A 21,144-nucleotide genomic window follows, 5' to 3' on the forward strand; every position below is an offset into this window, starting at 1 on the left:
GGAGAAACAAGAACCCTACTGAGTCGTAAATTCCGCCGGGTCGAAGTCATATTGCGTCGAACAGAACTCGCAAGCGACGTGGATGCCGCCGTCCTCGGTGCTGTCCTTGATCTCCTGCGCGGAGAAGCCCTCGAGGATGCCGCGGATCTTGTCGCGGGAGCATGAGCACTGATCGGCGACGGGAACGCCGCCGAAGACGCGGACGCCATGCTCGTGGAACAGACGATAGAGCAGCCGCTCTGCGCCGATGGTCGGATCGATCAGTTCGGTCGGCTCGATGGTGCCGAGCAGCGCCAGCAATTCCTGCCAGGAATTGTCTATGGGATCGTGGATCTCCTCGCGCGGATCGACATCCCCGCCGGGCAGGTCAGGAACGCGCATGCGCTCGGAGGCCTGCGGCAGGAACTGCGCCAGGATGCCGCCCGCCCGCCACTGCTCGTGCGCGCCGCCGGGGCCGGGCGTCAAAAGCTTGGCGACCGAAAGCCGGAGATCGGTCGGGATCTGCTCCGACTGGCGGAAATAGGTGCGCGCGGCCTCTTCCAGGGTCTCGCCGTCGAGCTGGACGATGCCCTGGTAACGTTGCGTGTGGGCACCTTGGTCGATGGTCAGCGCCAGCACACCGTTGCCGAGCAGCGTCTGCTGCGAGGTCTCGCCGGCCGCAATCAGCGCCTCCAGCCGGTCGACATCGAAGCGCGCATAGGCACGCAGCGCCGAGGGGGTGGAAAAATCCGCGACCAGCATGTCGACAGGCCCGTCGGTGCGGGTCTGCAGGATGAACTTGCCCTCGAACTTGAGCGAGGTGCCGAGCAGCACCGTCAGCACACAGGCTTCCGCCAGCAACCGGGCGACCGGCTCGGGATAATCATGGCGGCCAAGGATCGCATCGAGCATCGGTCCAAGCTGCACGGTGCGGCCGCGCACATCGAGCGGGCCGACCTCGAAGGGCACGACGTGATCATCGCCGGCGTAACCGAATTCGCCGAGTTTGGGGTGATGTTCAGCCACTTGATGGGTTTCCAGCATGACAAAGCTCCAGGGCGCGGCCATGCCGCCCTTTGGGGAGCATGCGTCTAAACGCGCTTGATTTGCGTGATGCCGCGCAGATAGGCATCGCGCCTCCGGAGATCAAGTTCCCCGGCACGTCAAGCGCCAAGACACTTCAAGTCCACTTCAGGCCCCAAGACACCAGGCAAGCACGGCCTTCTGGGCGTGGAGCCGGTTCTCGGCCTCGTCGAAGACCACCGAATGTGGACCGTCGATGACCTCGTCGGTCACTTCCTCGCCGCGATGCGCCGGCAGACAATGCATGAACAGCGCGTCGGGCTTTGCCTTGGCCATCAGCTTGGCGTTGACCTGGTAGGGCGAAAACACATTGTGGCCGCGGGCACGGTGCTCCTGGCCCATCGACACCCAGCAGTCGGTGACGATGCAGTCGGCCTGGTCGACGGCTTCCTCTGGCGAGCGGGTAAAGGAGAGCTTGCCGCCATGCGCCTTTGACCAGTCGACATGCTTCTGCGCCGGCTCGCTGCCTTCGGGCACCGCGACGTTGAGGTTGAAGCGGAACCGCGCCGAGGCTTCCAGCAGCGAATGCAGCACGTTGTTGCCGTCGCCGGTCCAGGCGATGGTCTTGCCGGCGACCGGACCGCGATGCTCCTCGAAGGTCATGATGTCGGCCATCAGCTGGCAAGGATGGGTATCGTCGGTGAGCCCGTTGATCACCGGGATGGTCGCATTCTCGGTCAGCTCCAGCAGCCGCTCATGCGAGGTGGTGCGGATCATGATGGCATCGACATAGCGCGACAGAACCTTGGCGGTGTCGGCGATGGTCTCGGAGCGGCCGAGCTGCATCTCGGTGCCGGTCAGCATGATGGTCTCGCCGCCAAGCTGACGCATGCCGACATCGAAGGAGACGCGCGTGCGCGTCGACGGCTTGTCGAAGATCATCGCCAGCACCTTGCCTTCGAGCGGTTTCGAGCGCTCGCCCGCCTTGAGGCGCGCCTTGCGCTCCACTGCGTCGGTCAGCATGGAGCGCAGGTCGCCTTCGGAAACGGCGGAGAGGTCGGTGAAATGACGAAGTGACATCAGGAGCTTTCGAATTTACTTCGCGGCTTCAGCGGCGATTGCCTCGGTCAGGGCCTTGGCGCCGGCGCGAATGCGCTCCAGCGCTTCATGGATCTCGCTGTCCGTGACGGTGAGCGGCGGCAGCAGGCGAATGACGTTGTCGCCGGCCGGAACCGCGAGCAGATGCTGGTCGCGCAGCGCCATGTTCACCTTGCCGTTGGGCATGGCGCATTTGAGGCCCAGCATCAGCCCCGTGCCCCTGATATCCTCAATGACCTCGGGGAATTCGTCGGCCACCCCTGCCAGCCCTTGCTTCAACAACAGCGCCTTGCGCTGCACATTCGCCAGGAAGCCCTCCTCCAGCACCACGTCGAGCACGGCATTGCCGACCGCCATGGCCAGCGGGTTGCCGCCGAACGTAGTGCCGTGGACGCCCGCGGTCATGCCGACAGCCGCCTCGTCGGTGGCAAGGCAGGCGCCCATCGGGAAGCCACCGCCAATGCCTTTGGCGATGGCCATGATGTCTGGAGCGACCCCCGACCATTCATGCGCGAACAGCTTGCCGGTGCGGCCGATGCCGCACTGGACCTCATCGTAGATCAACAGCAGGCCGTGCTGGTCGCAGAGCTGCCGCAGCCGCTTCAGCGATTGTGTCGGCACCGGGCGGATACCGCCCTCGCCCTGCACCGGTTCGATCAGGATCGCCGCGGTCTCCGGCGTGATCGCTTTTTCGGCGGCGTCGATATCGTCGAAGCCGACCTGGTCGAAACCCTCGACCTTGGGGCCGAAGCCTTCGAGATATTTGTACTGGCCGCCGGCCGCGATGGTCGCCAGCGTGCGGCCATGGAAGGCGCCCTCGAAAGTGATGACGCGGAAACGCTCGGGATGGCCCTTGACGAAATGGTAGCGCCGCGCCGTCTTGATCGCGCATTCCAGCGCCTCGGCGCCCGAATTGGTGAAGAACACCTTGTCGGCGAAGGTGGCGTCGGCCAGCCGCTCGCCGAGCCGGCTCTGCCCCGGGATCTCGTAGAGATTGGAGACGTGCCAGAGCTTGGCAGCCTGTTCAGTGAGCGCCGCGACCAGATGCGGATGGCCGTGGCCCAGCGAATTGACGGCTATGCCGCCGGCAAAGTCGAGATATCGCTCGCCCTTGTCGGTAACCAGCCAAGTGCCTTCCCCATGGTCGAAAGCCAGGGGTGCGCGAGCAAAGGTCTCGAAAAGCGCCGAACCGCTCATTATATGCGTCTCCGGAACCGGAAAATCAAAAAAGCCGCCAAAGCGGCGGCCTTTGCGGCTTATCGGGTTTTTCAGCCATGAAGTCAACGAAAACGTCGCGTAGTGGCGCGCGGCAAGCCTCCCGACGGGACGCCGGCTCATAAGTGAGCTGGCAAGTTGGGGAAAACCGAAAAAACCGATTCGTGTTGCACTTCGGACTCTTGTCACCGAGTCAGCGCATAAGGTAGTTGTAGTCGGGAAATAACTAGATTTCGTGCGGCGGACCTAATCACCAGATATATGTGGTGTCTGCCCCAGCAGTGGTGCTGGGCCGGGAATGGATTCCGATTGCCGTACGCTTAGCAGGAGCGCGGTCATGAATTGGACTGACGAGCGGGTCGAACTCTTGAGAAAACTGTGGTCGGAGGGTCTGAGCGCAAGCCAGATTGCTGCCCAGCTTGGAGGGGTCAGCCGCAATGCCGTCATCGGCAAGGTGCACCGGCTGAAATTGTCGGGCCGCGGGCGCGCCACGGCAGCGCCGGCACGCCAGAAGAAGACGGCGCAAGGGTCGGGCGCGCAGAAATCGGTGTCGCGCCCCGCGAGTGCGACCCGCCACGTCACGACATCGATCGGAGCAACGGCGCTGCAAGCGCAGTTCGATGCCGAGCCGGTGGCCCGCCACTATATCCGGCCGGTCGAGAATGTGGTGGTGCCGATCTCGCGGCATCTCCAGCTCACCGAACTCACCGAGCGCACCTGCAAATGGCCGAACGGCGATCCGCTGTCGGAGGACTTCAATTTCTGCGGCAACGAAGCCGCCGAAACCGGACCCTATTGTAAATACCATGCCCGCGTGGCGTTCCAGCCGGCAGCGGAGCGGCGGCGGAATAGATAAGGGACTAAGGCAGCAGGGCAGTAGGGCAGTATGTTTTGAATTTGCGCTCCCGAGCGTTTAGCCTACTGCCTACTGCCTACTGCCTACTGCCTACTGCCCTACTCTCACAGCCATCCATTCTTGCGAAACCGCCAGTAGAGGAAGCTGCAGATCAGCGCGATCGCCAGCAGCACCATCGGGTAGCCGTATTCCATCTTCAGTTCCGGCATGTCGCTGAAATTCATGCCGTATATGCCCGCGAAGGCTGTCGGCACGGCCAGGATTGCCGCCCATGAGGCGAGCTTTTTGGAGATCGCCGTTTCCTGGCTCTGGCCCACCAGCAGGCTCGCCTCGAAAGCAAAGGCCAGCACTTCGCGCAAGCTGTCGATCTTTTCCTGGACGGTGCGGATATGGTCGGTCACGTCGCGAAACAGCGGGTGCATGGCTGAATGGATCTGCGGCAGGTCGGCGCTGGTCAGCCGGCGGCAGACCTCCACCAGCGGCAGTGCGGCATTGCGCAGCCGCAACAGATCGCGACGCAGCATATAAAGGCGTTCGATATCGGGGCCGGTCATCGGCTTCAGCAGGACCCGGTCCTCGATCGCCTCGACCTCATCCTCGATCTGCTCGAGCACCGGCATGTAGTTGTCGACGATGAAATCGAGAATGGCATAGAGGACGAAATCCTCGCCCTTGGCCAGTGAATGCGGGCAGCTTTCCCAGTGCTGGCGCACCACAGCATAGGATGTCGAAGGGCCGTGCCTGACGCTGACGATGTAGCCGCTGCCCACGAACAGATGCGTCTCGCCGAAGGTGACGCGGCCCTCGATCAGCTGCGCGGTGCGGGCGACGATGAACAGCGCATCACCATATTGCTCGATCTTCGGCCGCTGGTGCGGATGCTCGGCATCCTCGATTGCGAGCTCATGCAGATGAAATTGCGCCTGCACGCGCAGCAGAAGCTCGCGGTCGGGTTCAAGCAGCCCGATCCACACCACGTGCCCCGCTTTCCTTGCCCATGTGCCGGCTTCCTCGATCGGGATGTCGGCGATGCGGCGCCCGGCTGTGTAGACGCTGGAGGCGATGACGGCCGATGTCGGCGGCGCGGGCTTGAAATCCCGGACATATTCCATCGCAGCCTCCCGAAGCACTGCCTTTGCTGGGAACCAGCAGGCTTGCCTCAGGGATAGTCTAGCGCAATACGACCAAGCGTTCGAGAGAAAGTGCGTTCACTTGATCGGCTGCGTTGCGGAAAGGCCGATCTTGTCCGTCTTGTCGCCCTTCGGCCGGTCGGCAGGCATCTGGTCGCCGGTGACGATATAGTAGATCGTCTCGGCAATGTTGGTGGCATGGTCACCGATGCGTTCGATGTTCTTGGCGCAGAACAGCAGATGCGTGCAGGGCGTGATGTTGCGCGGATCTTCCATCATGTAGGTCAGCAATTCGCGAAACAGCGACGTGTACATGGCGTCGATCTGGTCGTCGCGGTCACGTACGAAGCCGATCCTTTCGACCGAGCGCGAGGCGAAGACGTCGAGCACTTCCTTGAGTTGGGTCAACGCCAGGTCGGCCAGGGCTTCGAGGCCGCGGAACAGGCTGGTCGGCTGGCGCCCGTCGGCAACCGCCACCACACGCTTGGCGACATTCTTGCCGAGATCGCCGACCCGCTCGAGATCGGCCGAGATGCGGATCGCGCCGACGATCTCGCGCAAGTCCGTCGCCATCGGCTGGCGCCGGGCGATGATGATGATTGCCCTGTCGTCGATTTCGCGCTGGCCTTCGTCGAGGACGGCGTCGTCGCGGATCACCTTCTGGGCAAGGCCGGGATCGGCATTGACCAGGGCGGAGATCGCCTGTTCGACCATGCGTTCGGCATGTCCGCCCATGGCGGCGATGCGCTTCGACAGATCTTTCAGCTCCTCGTCATAGGCGCTGACTATGTGCACGGACTGCATGACCGGATGCCTTCCCACGGATGATCTGATTTTGAGTCGTTTCCTCGAATCCCCGCTGATACGCTAACCGGATGACAGAAAAAAGAAATGGCAGCTTGGAAACTAGGGCGGCTCAGGCCGCCGGCAAATGGACCGAGAAGGCGGCGCCCTTGCCGACTTCGGACTTGATCGAAAGCCTGGCGTTGTGGCGCGTCAGGATATGCTTGACGATCGACAGGCCAAGGCCTGTGCCCTTCTGGGTTCGACTGCTCTCGACGTCGACGCGATAGAAGCGCTCCGTGATGCGCGGAATGTGCTCCTCGGGAATGCCGGGGCCAAAATCCCTGATCGTCACGTCGATGCCCGCTTCGCCCTCGGCGTCGCCGCGCTCGATCGACACCACCACGCGGCCGCCCGACTGCCCATATTTGCAGGCGTTTTCCAGAAGGTTCTCGAAGACCTGGAACAGTTCGTCGCGGTCGCCCGGCACGTCGAGAGGGCCGTCGGCGAAATCCCGCTCGATGACGACGCCGTTTTCCCGCGCCAGCGGGGCCAGCGAATCGATGACGCTGTCGACGGTCTGGCGCAGGTCGACCTCGGTCCCCGGCCGCAGATAGGGCTTCATCTCCAGCCGCGACAGCGACAAAAGGTCATCGATCAGGCGTGCCATGCGGCCGGTCTGGTTCTGCATGATCTGCAGGAACTGCTCGCGCGCCGCCGGGTCATTGCGGGCCGGTCCGCGCAGCGTTTCGATGAAACCCGATATCGAGGCGAGCGGCGTGCGCAATTCGTGGCTGGCATTGGCGATGAAATCCGCGCGCATGCGGTCGATGCGGCGCGCTTCGCTCTGGTCCTTGAACACCATCACGTAGAGATCGGTGCCGTGACCGACCGAGGAGGCACTGACCCGGTAAGTCCGCTCGACCGGCAGCCTCTCGGTGTAATCGATGACATCCGACGCGACCTCGCCCGACAGCACGCCGTCCAGAAGAGCCTGCATTTCCGGCGCCCGGAATTTCAGCGACAACGATACGCCAGGCGCGATGCCGCCAAAGGCGGCGAAGGCGGCGGCGTTGGCATGAACGATCGCCGCGGCATGGTCGAAGATGATCAAGGGGTCGGCGACGGCCGCCGCCAGATATTCGCCGGACAGGCGTTGCAGGCCGATGGCCTCGATCGCCGCGCCGCTTTCGCCGGGCTGGCGCGTGGCTCCAGCCGGCATCATCGCCGCCACCAGCAGCAAAGCCAGCGCCGGCAGCAGCACATAGGCGGAAATGCCCGCAAAGGCATAAACCGCCATGACCGCGACAAGACCGGCGACCAGCAACCATCGGCTGTTCCACAGCCGCGCGGCAAGCGCTTGCGCCATGCCCTTCTCGTCTGCGCCCTGGTCAGCCATTCGCGCCTGCGCCCCGCTCCCGGTCCGGCAATTTCGCTGGACCGGCCTGGCGCATGACGCCGAAAAATCAGAATCGATTTTCGGAAAGGATCATGCGCAAAATCCAAAAGTGCAGCGCCCTTTGCGTCTGAAGCGGCGCGCGGCACTGCAATGGCTCAATAGCACGAGTCCGTAAGCTGGAAAGGTTCGCCTCGATGAAAAAAGCCAAGGAAAACACCGCCGCGCCGACCCCGGGGCCGCTGAAGCTCAGGATCAACGGCAAGGAGCGGGAGTTCGACATCGAGAATCCGGCACTGCCGGACTGGGTCGAGGAGCGCAAGCTGATCGCGGGTGGCTATCCCTACGACAAGAAGATGAAGAGCGACGAGTATGACGAGACGCTCGAGGCCTTGCAGATCGAGCTGGTCAAGGCGCAGGCGTGGCTGCAGTCGACAGGCAGGCGGATGATGGCGCTGTTCGAGGGCCGCGACGCGGCCGGCAAGGGCGGCACGATTTTCGTCCTGCGCCAGTACCTCAATCCGCGCACGGCACGCAACGTAGCGCTGACCAAGCCGACGCCGACCGAGCTGGGGCAATGGTACTACCAGCGTTATGCAGACCACTTCCCGACCGCGGGCGAATTCGTCACGTTCGACCGTTCCTGGTACAACCGCGCCGGCGTCGAACCGGTGATGGGCTTCTGCACGCCAGAACAGCACGAGAAGTTTCTCGACGAGACACCGCACTTCGAAAGGATGATCGTCAATGACGGCATCCACTTCTTCAAATTCTGGCTGAACATCGGCCGGGAAACGCAGCTCGAGCGATTTCACGATCGCCGCCACAGTCCGCTGAAGAGCTGGAAGTTTTCGCCGATCGACATTGCCGGCATTACCAAGTGGGACGATTACACCAGGGCGCGCGATACCATGTTCGAGCGCACCCACAAGGAATTCGCTCCCTGGATCATCGTGCGTGCCAACGACAAGCGCCGCGCGCGGCTGGCGGTGATGCGGCGCATCCTCCTGTCGCTGCCTTATGACGGCCGCGACCTCGACATCATCGGCAAGGAAGACAAGAAAATCATCGGCGAAGGGCCGTCATTCCTGGCAAAACAGGACTGACGGTGCCTGCGCCACGCGGCACTGGACCGCGTGGCGCAACGCCTTCGGCGCGACGCTCAGGCCGCCAACCGGGCAATCCGCTGCAGCCGCCGCAGCGTGGTGTCGTCCTGCAGCGCCTGCTGGAACAGCGAGATCTCCTGATCGATGCGTTCGCAAAGTTCCGCAGGGTTCCCCTTGAGCAGGCCCCGCGTCTGCAGCAACGCGGCGACCGGCTTCCTGGCGAGCTGCCTTGCCCGGCCGAGGGTTGCCTCCTCGACGCTGCCTTCGGAGACGATCTCGGCGACCAGGCCGAGCGCCCTGGCGTCGTCGGCGCACAGCGTGTCGCCGAGGCAGAAAAAGCGGAAGGCGCCGGCGTAGCCGAGCTTCTGCGGCGCCAGGATGCTGGTCGCGGCATCCGGCACCAGGCCGAAATCGACGAACGGCACCCGGAACGTGCTTTCGGCGGACGCGATCACCATGTCGCAATGGAACAGGATGGTGCAGCCGACGCCGACCGCATCGCCGTCGACACAGGCCAGTATGGGTTTGGGGAACGTCGCCAGCGTGCGGAACATGTCGGTGACGGCGGCGATCAGCTTCTGGTGCTTGGTAGCGTCGAGAAATTCGGAAAAATCGCCGCCGAGGCAGAAGCAGCCCGCCAGACCGCGCAGCACGACGACACGCACATCGTCATTGTCGGCGGCTTCGTGGAACGTCCTTGCCAGGCTTTCATAGGCCCTTCTGTCGAGCACCGGCCGGCCGTCGGTCGACGATACGGTGACGATCAGCGTGTGGTTGCGCAGTTCGGGTTGCGGGTGCGCGTTCATGGCCGTTTCCGATCTCATGACGCCCGCCTTTGCCCGAACATATCGGGATATCCCCTGGCCAGAACGGGAGCGTGGTGATTGCGGCGCGAACGCACCACATCCAGCGTGTGCTCATTGAAGGTGAGCAGCGTCGCGACGACCTGCTGGTTGCCATAGGTGCGCTGATAGCCCAGCGGCGTGGCCAGGAAATGCAGCTGCAGCGCGCGCAGCACCCACATCGGCTCGAACTCGATGATCACCTTGTCGACGCCGCGCTTCAGCCCCCACTCGACGAAGCCGGCAATGAGCTCGGTACCGACGGTCGAAACGCCTCGGCGGCCGTCGCGAAAGCCGGGTGCCACTGCATAGCGGGTCAGTTCCCAGATGTTCGGACCCGACGGCGGCGTTCCCACGGAAAGATCGGCCAGCACCTCGGTCAAGAGATGTGGCCGCGTGGTCGGCAACATCCTCTGATAGCCCGCGACCTCGTTGCCTCTGATGACGATCTGATGCACCGCTTCGTCATGATCGAACTGGTCGATCTCGAAGCCATCGGGGCGCCGCAGGTCCTCCCACCCCATTTCCTCGACGAAAATCCTGTAGCGCAGCCGATGCACGGCCTCCCACAGATCGGGATGTTCCATCAGTTCTTTTGTTGTAAGGGAAAAAATCATTTTGCCGTCTCCTGTTCAAGAGGAAGATACGGCCGTGCCCTCGCAAGAAAATTACGCGATCACGTAGGCAGGAATTTCTAGGCCGACCCGGCCGACCTAACTAATATAGCCGCGCCTTATCGCTTCAGCGACTGCCTGTACGCGGTTGACGGCGCCGAGTTTGCTTTTGGCGTTAAGGAGGTGTTTCTCCGACGTGTGTTCCGAGATGCCGAGGATTTGCGAAATCTCCCATTCGGACTTGCCGACGGCGGCCCATTGCAGGCATTCGCGTTCGCGCGGTGTCAGCTCTACGCTATCGATGGTCTTGCTGGCCTTCGTGTGAAGCTGCATGGCGCGGCCCACCGCATAGGTCGACACCAGCGACACCAGGCCGAACTCGGCGGCGGACAGTTCCACGGCCTCGCCACCCAGTGACACCATGACGATCTGGCCGTCGAGCGTGATCAGCGGGAAGGCCAGCCCGTCGCGCAGCTTGAACACGACGGCGTCGCCCATCACTTCGCCGCTGCTTCTGTCGATGCTAACGCCCTGGGCCGCTTCCCGCCACTGGAACGGCGCCTGCAACTGTTTCATGTGGCTGACGATCGGGTCGTGATCGACATAGTTGCGCGCCACGTAGCGCTCCAACCATTCGACAGGCCAGTCGCAAAGCAGCACATGCTGCTTTTGCTGGCCGGTCGGCGTGCCCGGTTGCGGTACGGTGCCCGCCATCAGAGCGGTCAGGCCAAAATCCGACGTTATGCCCAACAGCCTCTCGCAAACCGCAGCCGCCGTTCCGGCTTGCTGCAGGTGATCTATGTATTCCAGCGTGCGATCGAACTGACCCATCGCAACATCAAACCCCATGTTGCCGCGTTGAAATCGATGATCCGTGCCTTGTTGGCACTTCGCCACCGACCAGGGATTGCAAAGCGTTGCCTTGTGGTTGTGGTTCTCGACCCTGGTCCCCACCCGGGCAGCCACCGCTGTTTGCAAACCTGCTAAAGCATATCCTGAAATCGACGCGTTGAAATCAAAAAGCATTGTGCCTGTACTATTTTCGTACCAGAACCGATGCGAACACAGGTGCGGTGGAAGTTTATCATGGCGTTCCAGCGGAGGTCTCTCGTCCTTGCGTCGATGCTGATCGCGTCGCTGGCGTTGGGTGAGCGCGCGCGCGCGGCCGAGCCGCAGGTGCCGGTGCTGTGGGATGCCAAGGAGCGGCTACCGAAACCGGATCTCTCCGCACTGCCGCGGCTGCGGTTCCTGACCACCACCGATTTCCCGCCCTTCAACTTCCTGGACGCCGCGGGAAAGCTGTCCGGTTTCCACATCGACCTGGCGCGCGCCATCTGCGCCGAGCTCGGCATCGTCGACAAATGTCAGATCCAGGCATTGCCCTGGGCCGAGCTCGAAGGAGCGCTTGAGAAAGGCGAAGGCGAAGCGATCATCGCCGGCATCGCCGCGACGCCGCAGTCACGCCAGACATACGCCTTCTCGCGGTCCTACCTGCAATTTCCGGCGCGCTTCATCATGCCGAAGGGCGAGGCGCTGACCGAGCCGCTGTTCGCCAAGCTGCGCGGCAAGCGTGTCGGCGTGATATCAGGCTCGGCGCATGAGCGCATGCTGCGCGATTATTTCAACACCGTTCAGGTCGTCACCTTCGACAGGCCGGAAGACCTCTACGCCAACCTCAAGGCCGGCAAGATCGATGCCGCTTTCGGCGATGGCATGCGTTTCGCCTTTTGGCTGGGCGGTTCGGATGCGGCCGGCTGCTGCCGCTTTGCCGGCGGACCTTATCTGGCGCCGGAATATCTGGGTTCGGGCATGGCCATCGCCGCCCGATCCGATGACCCGGCGCTGGCCGCCGCTCTCGACTACGCGCTGCAGGAGATTTCGCTGAAAGGCACGTTCGCCGAGTTCTACCTGCGCTATTTTCCGGTCAGTTTCTTCTGATCCGGTCCCGGTCAGCTTTTTCTGATCCGGTCCCGGTCAGTTTCTTCCGGTCGGGTTGAGTGTCGCCGCTCAGGTCAGCGTGCGCAGGCGCGCCTTGGCCGCACGGGCGATCGCCGCGACGGTCAGCGTGTCGAGATCGAGCTTGAGGCGAATGAGTTGGAGCACCCGCACCTCCTCCATCCGCATTTCGAGATCGACGGCCGCGACCTCGAAGGCGGCCGCATAGGCGGTGTCGCGCAGGCGCTCCGGCAGGGCCTCGGCCACGCTTGCCAGGACACCCTCCAGCCCGCCCTTTTCATGCAGCTTCTTCTGGCAGGCTTGGGCGACGCCAACCAGGCGGTCGTGGTCGAAATCCTCGAATACCGGCCATGAGCGGACGACCTCGCCGATCCGCGCCAGCTCGACATCCGTCATGTCGCGGTCGGAGGCGGAGGTGATGACCATCAGGTAGATCAGCGCTTCATGCGGGGTCGGCATTCAACAACTCCTCGATACGGGCTGCGAAGGTAGGAACGCGTTCCCTGCGCTGCAAGGAAAAAGCGCCGCGCTCGTTGACGCTCCGGTCAGGCGCGCATAGAGACCGGTTGAAAATCCTCACTTGCGGCTTTGCCGGCGTCTAATTTGGAAAACAGTGACATGGCGGGATCAAACATCATCGATCTCAATCCCGAAGTGCTGACGGCGGCGGCCGAAAGCAAGGCGTGGCCGTTCGAGGAAGCCCGCAAGATCATCGAGCGCTACAAGGGCCGCGAACTCCCGCACACGGTGCTGTTCGAAACCGGATATGGCCCGTCCGGCCTGCCGCATATCGGCACGTTCGGCGAGGTGGCGCGCACGTCGATGGTGCGGCATGCCTTCCGCGTCATCACGCAGGACAAGGTCGCCACCAAGCTGCTGTGCTTTTCCGACGACATGGACGGGATGCGCAAGATACCCGACAGCGTGCCGGATCGCGCGGCGCTGGAGCCGCACCTGCACAAGCCGCTGTCTTCGGTACCCAACCCTTTCGGCGGGGATTATGCGAGTTTCGCCGACCACAACAACGCGATGCTCTGCCGCTTCCTCGACACGTTCGGCTTCGACTACGAGTTCGCCAGCGCGACGCAGTACTACAAGACCGGCCGCTTCGACGCGATGCTGTTGCGCGCGGCCGAACGCTACGACCAGATCATGGCGGTGATGCTGCCGACGCTGGGCGAGGAGCGGCAGGCGACCTACAGTCCGTTCCTGCCGATCTCGCCGAAGAGCGGCCGCGTGCTCTACGTTCCCATGAAGCATGTCGATGCCAGGGCGGGCACCATCACCTTCGACGATGACGGTACCGAGACCACGCTGCCAGTTACCGGCGGCAAGGTTAAGCTTCAGTGGAAGCCCGATTTCGGCATGCGCTGGGCGGCCCTCGGGGTCGATTTCGAGATGTTCGGCAAGGACCATCAGACCAATGCAGTGGTCTACGACCGCATCTGCAACATCCTTGGCGGGCACGCGCCGGAGCATTTCGTCTACGAGCTGTTCCTGGACGAGAACGGCCAGAAGATCTCCAAATCCAAGGGCAATGGGCTGACCATCGACGAATGGCTGACTTACGCGCCGACGGAGAGCCTGGGACTCTATATGTACCAGCGGCCGCGACAGGCCAAGAAGCTCTATTTCGACGTCATCCCGCGGGCCGTGGACGAATATTACACCTTCCTTGCAGCCTATCGGAGGCAGGACTGGAAGGAACGGCTGGGCAACCCGGTCTGGCACATGCACGACGGCAATCCGCCCGCCATCGACATGCCCGTGCCGTTCTCGCTGCTGCTCAACCTGGTCAGCGCCTCCAATGCGCAGAATAAGGACGTGCTGTGGGGCTTCATCTCGCGCCATGTCCGGGGCGTGACGCCGGCGACCCACCCTGAGCTCGACAGGCTGACGGGTTATGCGATCCGCTATTTCGACGATTTCGTGAAGCCGACGAAGACCTTCCGCGCGCCCGACGACGTCGAGCGGGAGGCGCTGGAAGCGTTGGATCAGGCGCTTGGCGCCCTGCCGGCGGGCTCGGACGGCGAGGCGATCCAGAACGCCACGCTCAACGTCGCCCGCAAGGTGGAACGCTATCAGGATCATTCCAAGAAGAGCCCCGAAGGTGGTCCGGGCGTTTCGGGCGCCTTCTTCCAGATGATCTACCAGGTGCTGATCGGGCAGGAGCGCGGACCGCGCTTCGGCTCGTTCGCGGCACTCTACGGCATCGCCGAGACGCGCGGGCTCATTCAGAAGGCGTTGGCTGGTCAGCTGGCTTGAGAATGCCGCCGACCTCTTCCAGGATCGAGCCCGGCGCTTGCGGCGCCGGGGCGGGCGCGGTCGGCATCGAAGGCACGCCTGAAAGGCTTGGCGCCGATCCAAAAATGCCTTTCCTTTCGCTGCGCGCCTTTTCCCCGACTTCGACGTAAGGGCCGCCTTTGGCGGCGCGCGCCCAGCCGTTCTCGACCAGCCATCGGCCGACATCCTGCTTGCCGATCCGGCAGTCGGCGGCGATCAGGTCGCGGCCGCCTTCCGGCGGCACGGCGCAGACCACCGCCCGGCCGCGCAGGAAGGCGCGGAACGCCGTGCGCGCGCGGACGCCGCAGGGCCAGGATTTACCGTCCGAGGTGCAGGTCTCGTCCTGCCCGACAATGTCGACGCCGGAAACCGCGACAGAATAGCCCTTCGCCTCGATCAGTCCGGCGGCGGGCGCGACCGGCTGGAACAGCTTCGTCCCTTTCCAGTCGTCCGGCATTTTCGGCTTGGGCGGCATGGCCAGCGCCAGCTTGCTCAACGGCGCGCGCGGCTCCACCCGCTCCAGCTCCTTGCTGGGAAGCTCCGGCGGCGCCACGACTTGGGGATCGATCGCACGCGAGTGCGGGCTAGCGGCGGGGGGCGGCGGAGCGGCAATGGCCGATGTGGCCGGCTCCTCCGGCACGCCGTCGGTGCCTGGCTGAGAGACCGTATCGGCGCTCGGATCGATCTGTTCCACCGCGACGGCAGCTTCGCCGCTCTTCAGCGCGCGGCCGCCGGCGACTACCAGCGCGGCCATTCCAGGGACCATCAGAACCGCAAGGACAAGATGAGGAAGCCGCACCAGCCCGCACCCTATTGGCTTGCCCAGACGATCCGCGCCACCCATTCAACCTCGCGCATGGGAATGTCGCGGTCCGGATGATCGGGATTGAGCGAAACCAGTGCGATCGACCTGGCGGTCTGGCGATCGAGCACCTTGGCCATCACCTCGCCGCCCGTCGTCTTGACGACGACGCGATCGCCCTTGCGGATGAGGGCTGCCGGCTCGACGATGAGCACGTCGCCATTGCGGTAGAGCGGCAGCATTGAATCGCCTTGCACCTGAAGCGCATAGGAACTCTCGGTCGATTGCGCCGGCAGTTCCACCAGATCCCAGCCTTGACCGGCCGGGAAGCCGGCATCGTCGAAAAACCCGCCGGCGCCGGCCTGGGCAAAGCCGAGCAGCGGAACGGCACGCCCGCGGGCGGGCATCGCGCCGTGGCCGGCCCGACCTTCAATCAGCTCGGTGAATTCGTCGAGCGAAGCGCCCGTCGCCTCGATGATCTTGGCCAGCGATTCGGTCGAGGGCCAGCGTGGCCTGCCGTCCGACGACAGTCGCTTCGACTTGTTGAAGGCAGTCGAATCAAGGCCGGCCCGCTTCGCCAAGCCGGAAGCCGAGAGCGAATACCGCTCGGCCAGAGCGTCGATGGCGGCCCAAACACGGTCATGCGAGAGCAATTCCGCTCTCCTTGCAAAAAGGAAAAAATGCCTTTCCTTTCTAGTCTTCGAATGAAGGTTTGTCCACCGGCTGTGGCATCGCATCACATCTTCCTGCTGGCCGCGCCAATTCCGGTTCCCGGGTCAACCGATCCGCTTGGCCTGCTCGCGGAGGTTCCGGTGCGAGGCCATGAACGCCCGCTCGGCTTCGCTGGGCGGACGCGGCTGGGCGGAGCGGCCAAGCGCGGCGACGACCTCGTCAATATCGAGAAAGCGCCGGGCGGCGCGGTCGTAGACGCCGGCTGTCGTCATGATCAATGCGGCGGTCTCGCCATTGTCGAGGACGAAACGGTGCTTGCCGATGACCTGGCTGCCTTCCCAGGTCTCGATCGAAGACACCACTTCGAAACGCCGCCACAGTTTGATCTCACGCACATAGGCCGATTGCAGCCCGCCGATCATCGGCGCCCAGCCATTCGTTCTCGCCAGAGTGATGAGGCCGGCGCGGATGAAGATATCGATGCGGCCAAGGTCCGCCAGCATCATATAGCGGGCATTGTTGAGATGGCGGTTGAAATCGATGTCCGTCGGCAGGCAGCGAAAGGCCAACCGGCTTTCATCACCCATCTGGTAGGAGCCACGGCTGCCCGCCGTGGCCATCATACGCGCAAGGCGCCCCCAGACATACATTACGGCGCGGCGCGTCTTTTCGGACGCGCAAGGGACGCCGCGGCACCTTTGATTCCGACCACGCTCAGGCCGCCTGCTTCACGTCGCCCTTCGCGTAGGGGTCGAAGCGCTGGTAGAAAGTCTCGCCCTTTTCGGCCATGTCGAGCAGCAGCCTGGGCACCTTGAACTCGGCGCCGTATTTCTTCTGCAAGCCCTTTGCGATCTTGACGAACTGCCCGGCGCCGATGCCGTCGATGTAGGACAGCGCGCCGCCCGTATAGGGCGCGAAGCCGAAGGCCAGGATCGAGCCGACATCGGCCTCGCGCGGATCGGTGACGATGCCCTCCTCCATCACCCGAGCCGCTTCCAACGCGATGGTGACCAGCAGGCGCTGCTGCAATTCCGCATAGTCGACCTTCTCCGGCTTGAGCTGCGGATAGAACTCCCTAAGGCCCGGCCACAGCTTCTTCTTGGCCGGCTTGGCCGGATAGTCATAGAAGCCCTTGCCGTTCTTGCGGCCGAAGCGGCCGTGGTCGTCGACCATGGTGTTGATCAGCGCCATCTGCTTCGGGTCGACCGCCTTGCCGCCGAGATCCCTGATGGTCTGCTTCATGATCTTCTGGGCGAGGTCGATGGCCGTCTCGTCGGTCAGCGCCAGCGGGCCGACCGGCATGCCGGCGGCCTTGGCGGCGTTCTCGATCATCGGCGCCGGAACGCCCTCGATCAACATCTTGTAGGCTTCCGACATATAGCGCAGGACGCAGCGGTTGACGTAGAAACCGCGCGTATCGTTGACGACGATCGGCGTTTTCTTGATGGCGCGCACGAAGTCGATCGCGGTGGCCAGCGCCTTGTCACCGGTCTTCTTGCCAAGGATGATTTCGACCAGCATCATCCTGTCGACGGGCGAGAAGAAATGGATGCCGATGAAATTCTTCGGCCGCGCCGAATTCTTGGCCAGGGCGGTGATCGGAATGGTCGAGGTGTTCGACGCCAAGACCGCCGACGACTTCAGCACCGCTTCCGCCTGTTCGGTGGCGCTTTTCTTCACCGCGGAATCCTCGAACACCGCCTCGACCACGAGATCGCAGCCGGCAAGGTCGGCATAGTCCGATGTCGGCGTGATCAGCGACAGGAGCCTGTCCTTGTCCTCAGGCTTGGCACGGCCCTTCTTCACCTGATCCGAGATCAGGCCATCCGAATGGGCCTTGCCCTTCTCGGCGGACTCCATGTCGCGGTCGAGCAGCACCACCGGAATGCCGGCTTTGGCCGTGACATAGGCGATACCGGCGCCCATGAAGCCGGCGCCGAGAATACCGATCTTCTTGAACCTGGTTTCCGGCACGCCGGCCGGGCGGCGCGCGCCCTTGTTGAGTTCTTGCAACGACACGAACAGCGAGCGGATCATCGCCGCCGCTTCCTTGGTCTGCATGATCTCCGTGAAATAGCGCTGTTCGATCCTGAGCGCGGTGTCGAACGGCACCAACAGGCCCTCATAGACGCATTTCAGGATCGCCGCGGCGGCCGGATAATTGCCATAGGTCTCGCGGCGCAGGATGGCGATGGCCGGGGGCCACAGATTGGCGCCCGCCGCCGAATAGACCGGACCGCCGGGCAACTTGAATCCCTTCTCGTCCCACGGCGCTACCGGCTTGAGGCCGTTCCTGATCATGGCCTTCGCAGTCTCGACCAGCTTGGCCGGCTCGGCGATCTCGTGGATCAGGCCCATCGACTTCGCCTTCTGCGGCGACAGGTTCTGGCCGGAGGTCAGCATTTGCAGCGCCTGCTGCTGGTCGGTGAGACGCGGCACCCGCTGGGTGCCGCCGGCGCCCGGGAAAATGCCGATCTTCACCTCGGGGAGCGCCATCTTCACCTTGTCGGAATCGGCGGCGACGCGGCCATGGCAGGCCAGCGACATTTCGAATGCACCGCCCATGCAGGTGCCGTTGATTGCCGAAACCCACGGCTTGCCCGATGTTTCCAGCTTCCGGAACAGACCGGTCATGGTGCCGGCGTTTTCGAACAGCGCCCTGGTGGCCTTTTCGAGATCCTTGCCCTTTTCAGCCGCGAAGGTCGTCAGCATCTTCTGGAGCATGGTGATGTCGGCGCCGCCTGAGAACGTATCCTTGCCGGAGGTGATGACCGCGCCCGTGATGGCGGCGTCGCCCGCCACCTTGTCGACAATGGCGTTCAGCTCGCGCATCACCTCCTCGGTGAAGACGTTCATCGAGCGGTCCGGCATGTTCCATGTGACCAGTGCAATGCCGTCGGCGTCGGTGTCGAGGGTGAAATTGGTGTAGCTCATCGTTTCTCTCCCCGTCAGACGCGTTCGATGATGGTTGCGGTGCCCATGCCGGCGCCGATGCACAGCGTCACCAGCGCGGTGTTCAAATCGCGGCGCTCGAGCTCGTCCAGCACGGTGCCGAAGATCATCGCGCCGGTGGCGCCCAGCGGATGGCCCATGGCGATGGCGCCGCCATTGACGTTAATCCTGTCGTGCTCGATATCGAAGGCCTGCATGTAGCGCAGCACCACGGAGGCGAAGGCCTCGTTGAGCTCGAACAGATCGATGTCCGACAGCTTCATCTTGGCGCGCTTCAACAGCTTCTCGGTGACGTCAACGGGGCCGGTCAACATCAGCACCGGCTCGGAGCCGATGTTGGCGAAGGCGCGGATGCGGGCGCGCGGTTTCAGGCCCATGGCCTTGCCGGCCCTCTTCGAACCGAGCAGCACGGCCGCCGCGCCATCGACGATGCCCGACGAATTGCCGGCATGGTGGACGTGATTGACCTCCTCCACTTCCGGATGCTTCTGCACCGCGACGGCGTCGAAGCCGCCCATTTCGCCGGGCATGACGAAGGAGGGATTGAGCGAGGCCAGCGACTGCATGTCGGTCGATGGGCGCATATGCTCGTCATGGTCGAGGATGGTGAGGCCATTCTGGTCCTTGATCGGGATCACCGAATTCCTGAAGCGGCCATCGGCCCAGGATTTTGCCGCGCGCTTCTGGCTCTCGACGGCATAGGCGTCGACATCATCCCGGCTGAAGCCGTATTTGGTGGCTATCAGGTCGGCCGAAATACCTTGCGGCACGAACCAGCCGGGCAGGCCGACCGAAGGGTCCATGAACCAGGCGCCACCCGAGGCGCCCATGCCGACGCGCGACATCGATTCGACACCGCCGGCAATGACGATCTCATCGGCGCCCTGGGCTATCTTGGCGGCGCCGAAATTGATGGCGTCGAGGCCGGAGGCGCAGAAGCGCGAGATCTGCATGCCGGGCGCCGAGGTCGCGTAGCCGGCCTCGAAGGCCGCGGCGCGCGGAATGACCGACCCCGCCTCGCCGACCGGGTCGACACAACCGAAGATGATGTCGTCGACAGTTGCAGTGTCGAGCCCGTTGCGGTCGCGCAGCGCCTCCAGCGTCCTGGCGGCGAGCCGCACTGCCGGCACTTCGTGCAGCGAGCCATCCTTCTTGCCCCTGCCGCGCGGCGTGCGAACGGCGTCATAGACGTAAGCTTCGGCCATTTTCCTGCTCCTTGGGTTTGCCGACCGATGCTCAGAGCGAGCGGCCGATCAGCAATTTCATGATCTCGTTGGTGCCGCCATAGATGCGCTGGACGCGGGCGTCGCGGAACATGCGGGCGATCGGATATTCATTCATGTAGCCATAGCCGCCATGCAGTTGAAGGCATTCGTCGACGACTTTGCCCTGCAGGTCGGAAAGCCAGTACTTGGCCATCGACGCCGTCACCGGATCGAGACCGCCATCGATGTGGCGCGCCACGCAATCATTGTAGAAGACGCGGCCGATCGTGGCCTCGGTCTTCAGTTCGGCCAGCTTGAACTGGGTGTTCTGGAAATCGATGACCGCCTTGCCGAACGCCTTGCGCTCCTTGACGTATTCGATGGTCAGCGCCAGCGCGCGCTCGACCATGGCAATCGCGCCTGTGCCGATCTGCAAACGCTCCTGCGGCAATTGCTGCATGAGCTGGATGAAGCCTTGTCCCTCCTCGTGGCCGAGCAGGTTGGAGGTCGGCACACGCGCATCGTTGAAGAACAGCTCCGATGTGTCATTGGCCTTCAAGCCGATCTTGTCGAGGTTGCGGCCGCGCTCGAAGCCGTCGACCTCGTCGGTCTCGACGACGATCAGCGAAGTCCCCTTGGCGCCCTTGTCCGGATCGGTCTTGGTGACGACGATGATGAAATTGGCGAGCTGGCCATTGGTGATGAAAGTCTTGGAGCCATTGATCTTGTATTGGTTGCCGTCCCTCTCGGCCCGCGTCTTGACGCCTTGCAGGTCGGAGCCGGCGCCGGGCTCCGTCATGGCGATGGCGCCGATCAGTTCGCCGGTGGCGAGCTTCGGCAGCCATTTCTTCTTTTGCTCCTCCGAGCCGTAGTGGAGGATGTAGGGGGCGACGATCGAATTGTGCAGACCGATGCCGAAGCCGTCGACGCCGACATGGCCGATGGCCTCGATGATGGCGCTCTCATGGGCGAAGGTGCCGCCCGATCCGCCATATTCCTCCGGCATTGAGGCGCAGAGCAGGCCGGCGGCACCGGCCTTCAGCCAGCTCTCGCGGTCGACCATTTCGTTCTTCTCGAACTCGTCGTAACGCGGCGCGATCTCTTCGGACATGAAGCGGTGCGCCATGTCGTAGAGCATGCCGACCTCGTCCGCCGCCCAGGCGGGCTTCGGCAGGCCAAGGATTTCGGCTGGGTTGGTCATGCGATGATCTTCCTCCCAAGGTCTGCCATCG

The 21,144-nt window shown here is 63.5% G+C and carries 20 protein-coding genes; 4 read left to right on the forward strand and 16 right to left on the reverse strand.

Annotated elements, in window-relative coordinates:
* Nucleotides 1–15 precede the first annotated feature (15 nt).
* From FJ942_RS08475 to FJ942_RS08485, 3 genes are all read right to left on the reverse strand, one after another.
* Nucleotides 16–1,047, reverse strand: a complete 1,032-nt coding sequence (locus FJ942_RS08475) for an Hsp33 family molecular chaperone (RefSeq protein WP_140897480.1) — start codon at nt 1,045–1,047, stop codon at nt 16–18.
* A gap of 123 nt (nt 1,048–1,170) precedes the next feature.
* Nucleotides 1,171–2,082 carry an ornithine carbamoyltransferase gene (gene argF / locus FJ942_RS08480; protein WP_140496638.1) on the reverse strand — a complete coding sequence of 304 codons (912 nt, stop codon included), beginning with the start codon at nt 2,080–2,082 and terminating at the stop codon, nt 1,171–1,173.
* Nucleotides 2,083–2,097: 15 nt separating this feature from the next.
* Nucleotides 2,098–3,297, reverse strand: a complete 1,200-nt coding sequence (locus FJ942_RS08485; protein WP_140897481.1) for an aspartate aminotransferase family protein — start codon at nt 3,295–3,297, stop codon at nt 2,098–2,100.
* A 355-nt stretch (nt 3,298–3,652) separates the two neighbouring features.
* Here FJ942_RS08485 and FJ942_RS08490 point away from each other — a divergent pair, with 355 nt between their 5' ends.
* Entirely contained in the window at nt 3,653–4,171 is a 519-nt protein-coding gene (locus FJ942_RS08490; RefSeq protein WP_140496642.1) for a GcrA family cell cycle regulator, read from the forward strand.
* Between the two features lie 104 nt (nt 4,172–4,275).
* Here FJ942_RS08490 and FJ942_RS08495 read toward each other — a convergent pair whose 3' ends face one another.
* The 3 genes from FJ942_RS08495 to FJ942_RS08505 form a co-directional block, all read right to left on the reverse strand.
* On the reverse strand, nt 4,276–5,283 hold the full coding sequence (locus FJ942_RS08495) for a magnesium and cobalt transport protein CorA (protein ID WP_140496643.1): 1,008 nt from the start codon (nt 5,281–5,283) through the stop codon (nt 4,276–4,278).
* Nucleotides 5,284–5,379: 96 nt separating this feature from the next.
* Nucleotides 5,380–6,105, reverse strand: coding sequence for a phosphate signaling complex protein PhoU (gene phoU, locus FJ942_RS08500; RefSeq protein WP_140897482.1), 726 nt, complete (start codon nt 6,103–6,105; stop codon nt 5,380–5,382).
* Between the two features lie 112 nt (nt 6,106–6,217).
* On the reverse strand, nt 6,218–7,483 hold the full coding sequence (locus FJ942_RS08505) for an ATP-binding protein (RefSeq protein ID WP_140649379.1): 1,266 nt from the start codon (nt 7,481–7,483) through the stop codon (nt 6,218–6,220).
* 194 nt (nt 7,484–7,677) lie between these two features.
* Here FJ942_RS08505 and ppk2 point away from each other — a divergent pair, with 194 nt between their 5' ends.
* The gene (gene ppk2, locus FJ942_RS08510; RefSeq protein WP_140513245.1) at nt 7,678–8,586 is read left to right on the forward strand and encodes a polyphosphate kinase 2; all 909 of its coding nucleotides are present in this window, start codon (nt 7,678–7,680) and stop codon (nt 8,584–8,586) included.
* Nucleotides 8,587–8,642: 56 nt separating this feature from the next.
* On the opposite strand, the gene FJ942_RS08515 is transcribed toward ppk2, so the two are convergent.
* From FJ942_RS08515 to FJ942_RS08525, 3 genes are all read right to left on the reverse strand, one after another.
* Nucleotides 8,643–9,410, reverse strand: coding sequence for an enoyl-CoA hydratase-related protein (locus FJ942_RS08515; protein ID WP_224680799.1), 768 nt, complete (start codon nt 9,408–9,410; stop codon nt 8,643–8,645).
* Nucleotides 9,407–10,045, reverse strand: coding sequence for an acyl-homoserine-lactone synthase (locus FJ942_RS08520; protein ID WP_140496654.1), 639 nt, complete (start codon nt 10,043–10,045; stop codon nt 9,407–9,409). Before FJ942_RS08520 ends, FJ942_RS08515 begins: the two co-directional genes overlap by 4 nt.
* A 96-nt stretch (nt 10,046–10,141) precedes the next feature.
* Nucleotides 10,142–11,068 carry a LuxR family transcriptional regulator gene (locus tag FJ942_RS08525; protein WP_224618212.1) on the reverse strand — a complete coding sequence of 309 codons (927 nt, stop codon included), beginning with the start codon at nt 11,066–11,068 and terminating at the stop codon, nt 10,142–10,144.
* Between the two features lie 60 nt (nt 11,069–11,128).
* Here FJ942_RS08525 and FJ942_RS08530 point away from each other — a divergent pair, with 60 nt between their 5' ends.
* The gene (locus FJ942_RS08530) at nt 11,129–11,980 is read left to right on the forward strand and encodes a transporter substrate-binding domain-containing protein (protein WP_140513243.1); all 852 of its coding nucleotides are present in this window, start codon (nt 11,129–11,131) and stop codon (nt 11,978–11,980) included.
* 69 nt (nt 11,981–12,049) lie between these two features.
* On the opposite strand, the gene FJ942_RS08535 is transcribed toward FJ942_RS08530, so the two are convergent.
* Complete coding sequence (locus FJ942_RS08535; protein WP_140496659.1) at nt 12,050–12,457, reverse strand: tellurite resistance TerB family protein; 408 nt, start codon at nt 12,455–12,457, stop codon at nt 12,050–12,052.
* Between the two features lie 159 nt (nt 12,458–12,616).
* On the opposite strand from FJ942_RS08535, the gene FJ942_RS08540 reads away from it, so the two are divergent.
* Nucleotides 12,617–14,263, forward strand: coding sequence for a lysine--tRNA ligase (locus FJ942_RS08540; protein ID WP_140897483.1), 1,647 nt, complete (start codon nt 12,617–12,619; stop codon nt 14,261–14,263).
* On the opposite strand, the gene FJ942_RS08545 is transcribed toward FJ942_RS08540, so the two are convergent.
* The 6 genes from FJ942_RS08545 to FJ942_RS08570 form a co-directional block, all read right to left on the reverse strand.
* On the reverse strand, nt 14,229–15,080 hold the full coding sequence (locus FJ942_RS08545; RefSeq protein WP_348642019.1) for a thermonuclease family protein: 852 nt from the start codon (nt 15,078–15,080) through the stop codon (nt 14,229–14,231). The two genes, FJ942_RS08540 and FJ942_RS08545, sit on opposite strands and share 35 nt — an antisense overlap.
* Before the next feature lie 11 nt (nt 15,081–15,091).
* Nucleotides 15,092–15,736 carry a helix-turn-helix transcriptional regulator gene (locus tag FJ942_RS08550; RefSeq protein WP_140674021.1) on the reverse strand — a complete coding sequence of 215 codons (645 nt, stop codon included), beginning with the start codon at nt 15,734–15,736 and terminating at the stop codon, nt 15,092–15,094.
* A gap of 123 nt (nt 15,737–15,859) precedes the next feature.
* A complete protein-coding gene (locus FJ942_RS08555; protein ID WP_140624808.1) occupies nt 15,860–16,405 on the reverse strand; it encodes a thioesterase family protein in 546 nt (181 codons plus the stop codon).
* 64 nt (nt 16,406–16,469) lie between these two features.
* Nucleotides 16,470–18,689, reverse strand: a complete 2,220-nt coding sequence (locus FJ942_RS08560; RefSeq protein ID WP_140897484.1) for a 3-hydroxyacyl-CoA dehydrogenase NAD-binding domain-containing protein — start codon at nt 18,687–18,689, stop codon at nt 16,470–16,472.
* 14 nt (nt 18,690–18,703) lie between these two features.
* Entirely contained in the window at nt 18,704–19,912 is a 1,209-nt protein-coding gene (locus FJ942_RS08565) for an acetyl-CoA C-acetyltransferase (protein WP_140557624.1), read from the reverse strand.
* Between the two features lie 31 nt (nt 19,913–19,943).
* Entirely contained in the window at nt 19,944–21,113 is a 1,170-nt protein-coding gene (locus tag FJ942_RS08570; protein WP_140496673.1) for an acyl-CoA dehydrogenase family protein, read from the reverse strand.
* Nucleotides 21,114–21,144 lie beyond the last annotated feature (31 nt).

The sequence above is a fragment of the Mesorhizobium sp. B2-4-2 genome (genome assembly GCF_006442845.1).
Taxonomy (GTDB): domain Bacteria; phylum Pseudomonadota; class Alphaproteobacteria; order Rhizobiales; family Rhizobiaceae; genus Mesorhizobium.